The organism is Streptomyces albidicamelliae, from assembly GCF_025642175.1.
GTDB classification, from domain to species: domain Bacteria; phylum Actinomycetota; class Actinomycetes; order Streptomycetales; family Streptomycetaceae; genus Streptomyces; species Streptomyces albidocamelliae.
Genome location: NZ_CP106795.1, coordinates 646,542 through 658,214, shown reverse-complemented (window position 1 = coordinate 658,214; position 11,673 = coordinate 646,542). Strand labels below are relative to the sequence as shown.

13 protein-coding genes are annotated in these 11,673 nt (G+C 73.4%); 8 read left to right on the top strand and 5 right to left on the bottom strand.

Annotation, left to right across the window (positions count from 1 at the left end; genetic code table 11):
* Positions 1-154: 154 nt before the first annotated feature.
* The 4 genes from N8I86_RS03240 (at position 155) to N8I86_RS03225 (ending at position 5,272) form a co-directional block, all read left to right on the top strand.
* On the top strand, positions 155-598 hold the full coding sequence (locus N8I86_RS03240; RefSeq protein ID WP_263277041.1) for a universal stress protein: 444 nt from the start codon (positions 155-157) through the stop codon (positions 596-598).
* Between the two features lie 257 nt (positions 599-855).
* The gene (locus tag N8I86_RS03235) at positions 856-3,240 is read left to right on the top strand and encodes a phosphoketolase family protein (RefSeq protein WP_263277040.1); all 2,385 of its coding nucleotides are present in this window, start codon (positions 856-858) and stop codon (positions 3,238-3,240) included.
* A 267-nt stretch (positions 3,241-3,507) separates the two neighbouring features.
* Positions 3,508-4,104, top strand: coding sequence for an Rv1733c family protein (locus N8I86_RS03230; protein WP_263277039.1), 597 nt, complete (start codon positions 3,508-3,510; stop codon positions 4,102-4,104).
* Between the two features lie 358 nt (positions 4,105-4,462).
* Positions 4,463-5,272, top strand: coding sequence for a LamG domain-containing protein (locus tag N8I86_RS03225; protein ID WP_263277038.1), 810 nt, complete (start codon positions 4,463-4,465; stop codon positions 5,270-5,272).
* Positions 5,273-5,281: 9 nt separating this feature from the next.
* Here the strand turns inward: N8I86_RS03225 and N8I86_RS03220 are convergent, their stop codons facing one another.
* On the bottom strand, positions 5,282-5,650 hold the full coding sequence (locus N8I86_RS03220) for an STAS domain-containing protein (protein WP_263277037.1): 369 nt from the start codon (positions 5,648-5,650) through the stop codon (positions 5,282-5,284).
* 197 nt (positions 5,651-5,847) lie between these two features.
* On the opposite strand from N8I86_RS03220, the gene N8I86_RS03215 reads away from it, so the two are divergent.
* Entirely contained in the window at positions 5,848-6,300 is a 453-nt protein-coding gene (locus tag N8I86_RS03215; protein ID WP_073895618.1) for an ATP-binding protein, read from the top strand.
* Between the two features lie 150 nt (positions 6,301-6,450).
* A complete protein-coding gene (locus tag N8I86_RS03210; protein ID WP_263277036.1) occupies positions 6,451-7,296 on the top strand; it encodes an SDR family NAD(P)-dependent oxidoreductase in 846 nt (281 codons plus the stop codon).
* Here the strand turns inward: N8I86_RS03210 and N8I86_RS03205 are convergent.
* A complete protein-coding gene (locus tag N8I86_RS03205) occupies positions 7,260-7,574 on the bottom strand; it encodes a hypothetical protein (RefSeq protein WP_263277035.1) in 315 nt (104 codons plus the stop codon). The genes N8I86_RS03210 and N8I86_RS03205 overlap by 37 nt on opposite strands.
* A 164-nt stretch (positions 7,575-7,738) precedes the next feature.
* Entirely contained in the window at positions 7,739-8,002 is a 264-nt protein-coding gene (locus tag N8I86_RS03200) for a GlsB/YeaQ/YmgE family stress response membrane protein (protein WP_263277034.1), read from the bottom strand.
* A 191-nt stretch (positions 8,003-8,193) separates the two neighbouring features.
* Between N8I86_RS03200 and N8I86_RS03195 the strand changes: the two genes are divergently transcribed.
* The gene (locus N8I86_RS03195; RefSeq protein WP_263277033.1) at positions 8,194-8,556 is read left to right on the top strand and encodes an ArsR/SmtB family transcription factor; all 363 of its coding nucleotides are present in this window, start codon (positions 8,194-8,196) and stop codon (positions 8,554-8,556) included.
* A gap of 208 nt (positions 8,557-8,764) precedes the next feature.
* Positions 8,765-10,474: an LCP family protein gene (locus N8I86_RS03190; RefSeq protein ID WP_263277032.1), complete on the top strand. Its 1,710-nt coding sequence runs from the start codon at positions 8,765-8,767 to the stop codon at positions 10,472-10,474.
* Between the two features lie 10 nt (positions 10,475-10,484).
* Here the strand turns inward: N8I86_RS03190 and N8I86_RS03185 are convergent, their stop codons facing one another.
* Complete coding sequence (locus N8I86_RS03185) at positions 10,485-10,718, bottom strand: hypothetical protein (protein ID WP_263277031.1); 234 nt, start codon at positions 10,716-10,718, stop codon at positions 10,485-10,487.
* Between the two features lie 102 nt (positions 10,719-10,820).
* The gene (locus N8I86_RS03180) at positions 10,821-11,666 is read right to left on the bottom strand and encodes a DUF1206 domain-containing protein (RefSeq protein WP_263277030.1); all 846 of its coding nucleotides are present in this window, start codon (positions 11,664-11,666) and stop codon (positions 10,821-10,823) included.
* Between the last annotated feature and the right edge of the window lie 7 nt (positions 11,667-11,673).

The following is an 11,673-nucleotide window of genomic DNA, read 5'->3' as shown; positions in this document are numbered from 1 at the left end:
GGCCGCGCACCCGCCGCGGGCGCGCCCCCGTCGGCGGTAAGCCGCCGTCATGCCCCCGGCCGCCCAATTCTGGCGGCAGGGCGGCACCGCGGGCAGCGTGGAAGGAGGGAACAACGCGCGGGCCGGCGCCCTTGCCGCAGGAGAGGTGGCACACATGGACAGGGAAGTCTCCCAGCCGCGGGTCGTGGTGGGCGTCGACGGCTCGCCGTCCTCCTACGAGGCGCTGCGCTGGGCCGTACGCTACGCCGCCCTCGTCGGGGGCACCGTGGACGCGGTCACCGCCTGGGAGCTGCCCGGGCTGTACGGATGGTCGGCGCCGGCCGTCGACACGGACATCGACGTGGACGAGGCCCGGCAGCGGATGACGCGGGAACTGACCGACGTGCTCGGCGAGGAGGGGGCGGCCTCGGTCAGTACCCACGTGGCCCACGGCAACCCCGCCGAGGTGCTGCTGCGGGCCGCCGAGGGCGCCGAGGTCCTGGTCGTCGGCAGCCGGGGCCGGGGCGGCTTCGCCCGCGCGCTGCTCGGCTCGGTCAGCCAGCACGTCTCGCAGCACGCCGGCTGCCCGGTCGTGATCGTGCGCGCCCCGGCGTCGTAGGGCGGCGCCATCCGCGCAGCGGCCGGCCACCCGCCCCCGGACGTCCTTCCTGCGCGGCGCCGCCGCCGAGGGGCCGGTCGGCCCCGGCCGGGGACCACCGGTCCCTCGCCCGGCCGCCGGAGCGCCACCACGCTGGAAGGCGACCGCCCGTCCGGGAGGTGGAGACCACGCCCGCCCGGGGTACCGCGACACAGGACCCGCCGCCCGCCGTCGCACCCGGAGCCCGCCCGACCCTGCCGACCACCATCGGAGTTCCCATGACCGAGAAGGCCGTCCACCAGGACGCCCCCGCACTCACCGACGAGGAACTGCGCACCCTGGACGCGCACTGGCGCGCCGCCAACTACCTGGCCGCCGGCCAGATCTACCTCATGGCCAACCCGCTGCTGACCGAACCGCTGCGAGCCGAGCACATCAAGCCCCGGCTGCTCGGCCACTGGGGCACCTCGCCCGGCCTCAACCTCGTGTACACGCACCTCAACCGGGTGATCAAGGCGCGGGACCTGGACGTGCTGTGCGTATGGGGACCGGGACACGGGGGACCGGCCGTCCTGGCGGGCTCCTGGCTGGAGGGCAGCTACAGCGAGACGTACCCCGACGTGTCCCGGGACGCGGCCGGCATGGGACGGCTGTTCCGGCAGTTCTCCTTCCCCGGCGGGGTGCCCAGCCACGTGGCCCCCGAGACGCCCGGCTCCATCCACGAGGGAGGCGAACTCGGCTACTCCCTCGCGCACGCCTACGGCGCCGCCTTCGACAATCCCGACCTGCTGGTGGCCTGCGTCATCGGCGACGGCGAGGCGGAGACCGGCCCGCTCGCCACGTCCTGGCACTCCACCAAGTTCCTCGACCCGGTGCACGACGGAGCCGTGCTGCCGATCCTCCACCTGAACGGCTACAAGATCGCCAACCCGACCGTGCTGTCCCGGCTCCCCGAGGACGAACTCGACGCGCTGCTGCGGGGATACGGCCACGATCCCCTGTACGTCGAGGGCGACGACCCCGCCGAGGTGCACCGCGCCCTCGCGGCCGCCCTCGACGAGTCCCTGGACCGCATCGCGCGTGCGCAGCGCGCCGCCCGGGCCGAGGGGACCGCCGAGCGCCCGGCCTGGCCGATGATCGTCCTGCGCACCCCCAAGGGCTGGACCGGCCCCGCCGAGGTCGACGGCGAACCGGTCGAGGGCACCTGGCGCGCCCACCAGGTCCCGCTGGCCGGTGTCCGCGACAACCCGGCCCACCTGCGGCAACTGGAGCAGTGGCTGCGGTCCTACCGGCCACAGGAACTGTTCGGACCCGACGGACGGCCCGGCCCCGACGTCGTCGCCTGCGTGCCCGAGGGGGGCAAACGGCTCGGGGCGAGCCCGCACGCCAACGGCGGCCTCCTCGTCCGCGCCCTGCCGATCCCGTCCCTCGACGACTTCGCCGTACCCGTCGACAAACCGGGCACGACCCTGCACGAGCCCACCCGGGTCCTCGGCTCGCTCCTGCGGCAGGTCATGGCGGACACCCGGGAGAGCCGGAACTTCCGGCTCGTCGGCCCCGACGAGACCGCCTCCAACCGCCTCCAGGCCGTCTTCGACGCCAGCGGCAAGGCCTGGCAGGCGGCGACGCTCCCCGTGGACGAGCACCTCGACCGGCACGGCCGGGTGCTGGAGATCCTCTCCGAGCACCTCTGCCAGGGCTGGCTGGAGGGCTATCTGCTGACCGGACGGCACGGCCTGTTCTCCTGCTACGAGGCGTTCGTGCACATCGTCGACTCGATGGTCAACCAGCACATCAAGTGGCTGAAGACCTCGCGCACCCTGTCCTGGCGGGCTCCCGTCGCCTCGCTCAACTACCTGCTGACCTCCCACGTCTGGCGCCAGGACCACAACGGCTTCTCCCACCAGGACCCCGGCTTCGTCGACCACGTCCTCAACAAGAGCCCCGAGGTGGTCCGCGTCTACCTGCCGCCGGACGCCAACACCCTGCTGTCGGTCGCCGACCACGCGCTGCGCAGCCGCGACTACGTCAACGTGATCGTGGCCGGCAAGCAGCCCTGCTTCGACTGGCTGACGATGGAGCAGGCCCGGGACCACTGCGCGCGCGGCGCCGGGATCTGGGACTGGGCCGGCACCGAGAACGGCGGCGAACCCGACGTGGTCCTGGCCTGCGCCGGTGACGTGCCCACGCAGGAGGTGCTGGCCGCCGCCCAGCTGCTGCGCCGCCACCTGCCCGGCCTCGCGGTACGCGTGGTCAACGTGGTCGACATGACCCGGCTGCTGCCGCGCGACGACCACCCGCACGGCATGGGCGACTTCGAGTACGACGGCCTCTTCACCGCCGACAAGCCGGTGATCTTCGCCTACCACGGCTATCCGTGGCTGATCCACCGCCTCGCGTACCGCCGCACCGGGCACGGCAACCTGCACGTGCGCGGATACAAGGAGTCGGGCACCACGACCACCCCGTTCGACATGGTCGTCCGCAACGACCTCGACCGCTACCGGCTGGTCATGGACGTCATCGACCGGGTGCCCGGGCTCGCGGTGCGGGCCGCCGCGGTACGCCAGGCCATGGCGGACGCACGGACCCGGCACCAGGCCTGGATCCGCGCGCACGGCACCGATCTGCCCGAGGTCGCGGACTGGACCTGGGAGGGCTGAGCGCACCCCGGGCGTTCCGGCCTCTCGGACGGCCGGGACCCGGGGGGAGGTGCACGATGGTGTAGTGACCCTCGGTGGCCGAAGCCGGGAGACCGTCCCGGTGCCGCTCGCCGTCCGCCTCGCGGTTTCCGTGCCCGGCGAAGCGGACGCGCGATGCGCGCCGGCCGGCCGCCCCGGCACCCGGACCCCGGTCCGGGCGCGCCGGACGCCGAGCGCACGGGCACGCCCCGAGGCGTGGCCGCCGGCGCACGAGAGGAGGCGGTGACGATGACCCGGACACCTCCCACAACGGTCACCCCGGTACGGCTGTGGCGATGGCGCCGCAACCCGCTCAGACGCCACAGCGACGTCGTCGAGGCCTGGATCGTCCTGGCCACCTGGGTGCTCGTCCTCGTCGGCGGAGCCCTCGCCGGCATCCTGGCGGCACAGTCCTCCGACGCGGCGTTCACCGCGCGCCGGGCCCAGCTGCACTCCGTGTCCGCCGTGCTGACCGACGACGCCGCGCGGACCCCGCCGTCCTCGACCGGCTACGACGACGGGCGGGTCTGGGCGGCCGTGCGCTGGGCCGACCCCGACGGCTCGGTGCACACCGACCGGGCCAAGGTCTTCCCGGGCGCCCCCGCCGGGAGCCGGCTGACAGTGTGGGCCAACCGCTCGGACCACGTGGTGCCCGCCCCGGTGACGGGGTCCGCGGCCGACGCTCAGGCGGCCCTCACCGGTGCCATCGTCGCGCCGTCGGCCGCCGCCGCCGTCTGGGCCGCGGGATGGGTCGTGCGCAACCGGCTCATCCGTCGGCGCATGGCCGAGTGGGACGAGGAGTGGAAGCGGATCGGGCCGCGCTGGGGGACCCCGAGCGGAGCCTGAGCGACGGGACGCGCCCCGGCCGGAAGACGACGCCGTGCCCGGGGCCGTGCGACAGGGGACGGGTGGGACAGGGGCTGTGCGGACAGGGGCTGTGCGGACAGGGGAGGGCGGGAAGGGCCATCCGCTTCTCGCGGATCCTGATTGCGCGGTGCGCGGCTCCCGGCCGCTTCCCCGCGTCTGTTTCGGGTCCTTCCCGCCACCACCAGCACACCACGGAATCGGCTTGGGCACCAGGGGCGCACCACCGGGTTCCGTGACCCCGGCGCGCTTCGGTGCGCCGCCCCTCGAAGGGGTGGTTCCCGAGGCCCGGCCGGAGTGTCGGCGCATGAGGCGGAAGGCAGCCGGTGAGAAACACGGCATGCAGCAATCGCATCCGGGCAGCCCGTTCCCGGTTCCGCGCACCCCGTCCCCGACCGACGTCGTCTTCACGGCGGACTTCGCCTCCACCGAGCAGTGGGTGGAGGGCCGTTCCTGGGCCTATCCCGGCGGCGGCCCGGTGAACCCGGACGACGACAAACTGGACTACCTCGTGACCGACCCCTCCTACTGCCGCACGGGCCTCTTCCGGGCCGTACGCAGGCGGGACGGCAGATGGAACACGGGGCTGCTGACCACCGAGGGCAGCGACCAGTCGTTCATGGTCCGCTCGGGAGACGTGCTGGAGGCCCGGGTGCGGCTGCCCCGCGAGGTCGGGGCGTGGCCGGCGATCTGGACCTGGCGCGACGGCGGCCAGGAGATCGACGTCTTCGAGTACCACCCGGACAATCCGAACCTGCTGGAGTTCGGCAACCATGTGCGCGACACCGGCTCCGCCTTCCGCAGCGACGCCGTACGGCCCGGCGCCTGGATCGACCTGAGGACCGAGTTCGGGGCCGAGTCCGTCGTCTGGTGGGTGAACGGCACCCGGGCCTTCGCGGACCGGCGCGGGGTGGGCCGCCGCTGGCACGCGTACCTCATCGTCAACCTGTCGGTGTGCGCGGGCCGCTACCACCCGGCGCCCGCGCCGGCGACGCGCGAGATGTCGTACGAGGTGAGCGGTCTCCTCGTACGCCGTCCCGCGCCGGCCGGGGGCAAGCCCCACGCGCTGCACACCGAGGACGGGGACGCGCCGGCGGTGCCGCCGCCCGCCGCCGGGGACGCGGCCGCCCTGGACGACGCGACCGGATGAGCGGCCGGATCAGGCCGCCATCGCCTCCCGGACGTCCGGGTAGCAGTCGATGAGGGTGGTGAGGCCGACGATCTCCAGGGTCCGCAGGACGGGCCTGCGGACGCCGGCCAGCCGCAGCCACCCGCCGGGATCGTGGGCCTGGTGGGCGCCGATGAGGACGTTGATGCCGCTGGAGTCCATGAAGGCGACACCGGTGAAGTCCGCGACGGTCCGGGCCGCCCCCGGCGGGTCGGGCATCAGGGCCTGCCGGAGCAGACCCGAGGTGTGGTGGTCGATCTCCCCGGCCAGCGTTACGACGGCGACGCCGTCCACGACGGCGCGGCTGATCGACAGCCCGTCCGGTTCGGCTGCTTCGTATATGTGTGCAGTGTCTGCCACGCGTTCCTCGACAACGCTCGACGATCCTTGACCACAGCTTCCCCCCACCCCCTGGCTGCCCCGGATCGCGCGGAGGATGCCTGAGGACCCGTCTCCGATCGGCAGGCGTGCCGGACGGGAACCCGGGTACACGCGGCTCTGTGAACGGGGTGACGAAGTGTGTCCGGAAGGAATCGGGCTCCCTCGATGAGGGTCCCTTGGCGCCGCACCGCGAGCCGTTGCAGCTGGCGGTGGAGCTGGACGGCGGCGACGGCGGGTGCATCGCACGGGCCCGCGACCGGGCGGGGGTGTTCCTCGCCCGGGCGCAGGCGGCCCACGGCGTGCCGGTGACGGCACGCACGATGGACCTGACCCAGCTCGTCGTCAGCGAGCTGGTCACCAACGCCTGCAAGTACGCGCCCGGACCGGTGCTGCTGGTCCTGCGCATCGCCGACGGCGCGGTGGAGACGGAGGTCTGGGACAGCGATCCCGTCCTGCCGGTGGCCAGGGCCGCCGACCCGGGCCGGGTGGGCCAGCACGGTCTGGAGATCGTGATGGCCGTCGTCCAGGGCTTCGAGGTACGGCGCGAACCGGTCGGCAAGCGCATCATCGCCCGCATCGCCCTCTGGGACGACCCCGTCCGGGACGTCGGCGACAGCGCCTCCCACTGACTGACGCGGTCCGGCGGAATCGGCGCACCCGCCCGGTGCGGGGACGTGGTTTCGCCCGCGCCGGTGCCGGAAACCCGGCGGCGCGACGAGGACCGTCCCGGCTGCACGTCCGGGACGCGCCGGCGAGCCGTCGAGGGAAGGAGCGGGTCGATGACCTGGTACCAGACACCCGGCACGGCCCTGGTGACCGGAGCGTCGTCGGGCATCGGCGCCGAGTACGCCCGGCAACTGGCCGAGCGCGGCTGGGACCTGGCTCTGGTGGCCCGGCGGGCCGAACGGCTCACCGCGCTCGCGGACCGGCTGCGCGAGCACACGGGAGCGGCCGTGGAGACGCTGGTCGCCGACCTCGCCCGCCCCGCCGATCTGGCCCGCGTCGAGGCGCGAGCCGCCGCCGACGACGTGACCCTGCTGGTGAACAACGCCGGGATCAACGGGTACGGGCCGTTCGCCGAGGCCGACCCGGCCCTGCTCACCAAGGTGCTCCACGTGAACGTCGTGGTGCCCACGGTGCTGACCCGCGCGGCCGTCCCGGGCATGCTCACGCGCGGCCGGGGCACGGTGGTCAACGTCGCCTCGCTGCTGGCGTTCGCGGGGGACCTGCCTCCCGGCCCCCTCCCGCACCGGGCCGTCTACGCGGGCACGAAGGGCTTTCTCGTGACGTTCACCAGGACCCTGGCCGCCGAACTCGCCGGCACGCCGCTGCACGTCCAGGTCGTCTGTCCCGGTCTCACCGCCACCGAGTTCCACCTCACATCGGGCGACGCTCCCGTACCGGGCGAGGAACGGGTCCACGACGACGGCGGGATGGCCGCGTCCGACGTCGTCACCGCGTCCCTGGCCGCCCTCGACTCCGGCGAGGCGGTGTGCGTGCCCGGTCTGCGGGAGGCGGAGGCCGTGGACCGGCTCGCCGCCGCGGAACTCGCCCTGCGCGAGGGCTCCGGGCGGTCGCTCGCCCCTCGCTACCGGACCGTGGCGTCCTCGGACATCGGCGGCTGAGCACGGTCGTACACGCCGGCCGTCGCGCCGTGGGCGACCACCGCCGTTGGCGGGAAGTGCCGGTCCGCCGCGGCACCGCCCTGCGAATGGCGGCCGGAACTCGGCAGCCGGCACAGCAGCGTCATGAAGCCGAACGCGGCGACGAACAGGACCACCGCACAGACCGCCCAGGCCGAACTCCGCACCCCGCTCACGACCTGGGCGGTCCATGCGGCGAGGCCGGTCACGGCGGCGAGGGCCTCATGGCCCGGTACGAGCCACAGCGGCAGCCGTGTCACACCCGTGTGCGCCGGCGCGGCCCGCCGTGGCGGATCCACACGGCGGCCTCAGGGGTCAAGGGAACAGAAGTGGCCCTCCATGGGGGAACCCCCGCCGGATCCTCTTCTCCGGCGGGGGTTCGGGCTGTGCCGGCCGACGACGGGCCGCGTCCCGGCGGGCGCCCTCAGTTCCGTACCTTGACCCGGCTCAGGGCGGCCACGCCGAGCGCCGCGAGGGCGATCTGGATGAGCCACTCGATCCAGTCGACGCCCTTGGTGTCCGCGACACCGAGTCCGGCCGCGATGGCGGTCCCGATGAAGGCGGCGACGATACCGACCACGATCGTCCAGAGAATGCCGATGTGCTGACGGCCGGGGACGACGAGCCGTCCCAGGACACCGATCACGATGCCGATCACGAGTGCGCTGATGATCCCGGATATCTCCATGGCTGGCAGGCCACCCCTTCGTCGTTGGTGGCATACGTCTGCCCCCTCGGCATCGCGCCACGCTCACGGGCGCGGCGTTCCCGCGCCGTCCGTCCGGACGCGGCACCCCGCCCCGGGGTCCCTGGAACGCCCCGCCTACACTTGGTGAGCACGTGTGCCCCGACGGTGACGAGCGCGGACGGGAGGAAACCGTGAGGAACGACGGCACCGGCTTCGAGGATCCGCCCGCCGAGGTGCTGTCAGACGCCGCCGCTGCGTTCGGCCTGCTCGCCTCCGCGGCCCGTCTGCACCTGATGTGGGCCCTGTCGCAGGGGGAGAGCGACGTCACGCATCTCGCCGACCGGGTGGGCGGAGCCCTGCCCGCCGTCAGCCAGCACCTGGCGAAACTGAAACTCGCCGGCCTCGTACGCTCCCGCCGCGAGGGCCGCCGGCAGGTGTACTACGTCGACGACCCCGACGTCGTCACCCTGGTCCGGGTCATGGTCCGTCAGCTGACCGCACGCCCGCGCCACCGCACCGCGGGAGCCGACCGGCTGCGCGGGACCGGAGCCTGAGACCACCCGCCCGGCGGCGGGCGGCACATGAGATGCCTCACCTGTGAATTGCGTATGGATCTGTACGGTTCGCGCCACGCGTTTGTTAGATTGCGCAACTACGCAACCGAGGTGAACCACCCCTTCACCTGCCCGCACACCGCCGCGCGACCCCGTCCGCTCTCCGGACGGCCCGGCCCGACGGGCCCGACCGTTCCTGGGAGTGCAGATGAGCGACCCGTGGGACGGGCCTTCCGGTCGGGCCACGCGCAGCCGTGACGCGCGGGTGCCGGGACAGCGTACGGCCGGACCCGACGGGCCGCGTCCCTCCGGCGGCCGGGCCGCGGCCCGGCTCGCCGCCCGCTCCGGTGGCGGCAGGCGGCCCCGCCGCGGCCGTCGGGCGGGCCGGGGCAGGCGGATCCTGAAGGTCCTCGCGATATGCCTGTCCGTACTGGTCGTGCTCACCGCGGGCGCGGGCTGGTGGTTCTACGAGCACCTGAACGGCAACCTCCACAGCGTCTCGCTCGACGGCAAGGGCGGCACGGAGAAGGCCGACGCGTTCGGCCGCACCCCGATCAACATCCTGGTCATGGGCTCCGACGGGCGGACCAGCAAGACCGACTGCAAGCTGGGCGGCGGCTGCCGGACCACCGGCGTGCAGACCGGCAGCAACGCGGACGTGCAGATGGTGATGCACATATCCGCGGACCGTTCCAACGCCACCGTGATGAGCATCCCGCGCGACACCATGACGAAGGTTCCGGCCTGCAAGGACCGGGAGACCGGCCAGGCGACGAACGGCTACTACGGGCAGATCAACAGCGCGCTGCAGTACGGCCCCGCCTGTCAGGTGGCCACCGTGCACCAGCTCACCGGCATCCCCATCGACCACTTCGTGAAGCTCGACTTCTCCGGTGTCGTCAAGATGTCCGACGCGGTCGGCGGGGTCTCCGTGTGCGTCAGCGACGACGTCTACGACACCTACTCCCATCTGAAGCTGTCCAAGGGGACCCACACCCTCAAGGGAGTCGCGGCCCTCGAGTTCGTCCGCTCCCGGCACGGCTTCGGCGACGGCAGCGACCTGGGCCGGACCCTCTCGCAGCACATCTTCCTCAGCGCGATGATGCGCAAGTTCAAGGGCGCCGGCACGCTCACCGACCCCACCGCGGTCTACTCGCTCGCCGACGCCGCGACCAAGGCGCTGACCGTGGACGACGGCCTGGGCACGGTGAAGAAGCTGATCGCGCTGGCCGACGACGTCAACAAGGTCCCCACCAAGCGGATGACCTTCACGACCATGCAGACGGCCCCCGACCCGGCCGACGACAACCGCCTGGTGGTGGGCCCGGGCGCGAAGACCCTGTTCTCGACCATCGCCGGCGACCAGTCCCTGACCACCGGGTCCGGCAAGAAGTCCGGGGCGGCGTCCGCGACCGCGAAGGCCGGGGCGTCCGCCTCGCCGGTGCCCGCGTCGGAGATCGCCGTGACGGTGGAGAACGGCACGTCGATCGGCGGCCGCGCCTCAGCCGTCGCCGCCGCCCTAGTCGACCAGGGCTTCAGCTCCGCCACCACGGCCAACGCCCCGAGCCCCGCGACGGCCACCACCCTCACCTACGGCCCCGGCCGAAAGGGCGCCGCCCGGACGGTCGGCGAGGCGCTGGGACTGCCCGCGTCCCATCTGCGGGAGGGGGCCGGTGCAGGCCTGACCCTGGTGATCGGCGGCGATTGGCCGAGGGGCACCGGCTATCCCGGCGGCAACTCCTCGCCAGCGCCCGCCGACACCGGGGCCGCGATCTCCCACGCACACGCCTCCACGGCCGCCGAGGCCAGGACGTGCGCCAAGGTCAGCCCCTACCGGACCGTCTCCTTGAAGGGCGTCTCGATGACGCCGTCGCAGGCGTACGCCGCGGCACGGAGCAAGCCCGACTCCGACGAATGAGCCGGCCCGGTCAGGGACTGGCGATGTCGAAACCGTAGCGCAGGGGCTCCTCGGTGACGGTGTGGTCGCGGCGGTAGACGTACACCGCTTCCGCGCGCATGCCCTCGACGGACGCGCCCTCCACCTGGCAGGGGCAGGTCACCTGGACCGTGCGGGGCCGGGCGGAGACCTTCATGCGCAGTCCGTGCGCGGGCCCTCCCTCGAGCACCGCGATCTCCCAGCCGGTCACTTCGGTCGTTTCCACGGCCGACAGTTTAGAGGTTGCGCAAGTTTCCGTCCGGTGAGCCGGATCACCTTCCGGACGGCCGCGTCCCCGGGTCCGCGGCGGCTGGGCCGGGCCGTCGGCTCAGATCTTCCGCCAGCGCGCGTTGCACCACGAGAAGAGCCCGAACGCGGCCAGGCCGAGCGCGATCAGGGCGAGCAGCCAGGGGCCGGCGGGCAGGTCCCGGAACGCGCGCAGGGTGTCGTCCATGCCCTTGGCCTTGCCCGGCCGGTGCTGGACGGCCGCGACGACGGCGAAGACGCCGGCCACCGCGAAGACGAGGCCGCGCGCCGACCCGCCCGTGACCCCCAGGAAGTCGGTGACCTGCCGGGTCCGCTTCGACATCTCCCCGACGCGCAGGTCCTCCCGGAACTTCCGCTGCACCGCGCGGAACGCGATCCACAGACCGGCGCCCACCACGACGAGCCCCGCGACACCGACGAGCCACTGGCCCGCCGGCCACTTGAGCACCATGGCGGTGACGTCGTCGGACTGCTTGTCCGAGGAGCCGCTGCCGCTGCCCCGGGCCCCGGCCGCGTACGACAGCACCGAGTACGACAGGAAGGCGTAGAACACGAACCGGCCGGCGTTGGCCGCGCGCTTCGACAGCTTGGAACCGTCCGGTCCCGTCCCGCCGAACACGGCCTCCGACAGACGCCACAGCCCCATGCCGGCGAGCGCGATGCCGACGACCCACAGCAGCACCGACCCGAACGGCTTGTCGGCCAGCTCGCCGAGGGCGCCGCCGCGGTCGGCCTGCTGCCCGCCGCCGTCCCCGGCGAAAGCGATCTGGAGCGCGATGACACCCACGAGTACGTAGATCAGCCCGCGTGCCGCGAATCCGGACCGCGCCGCCACCACCATCGCCTTGCTGTCGGCCGCGCGGCGGGCCTTGAACCGTCCGTGAAGTGCCCAAGACTGTGTCCCCATACTTCGC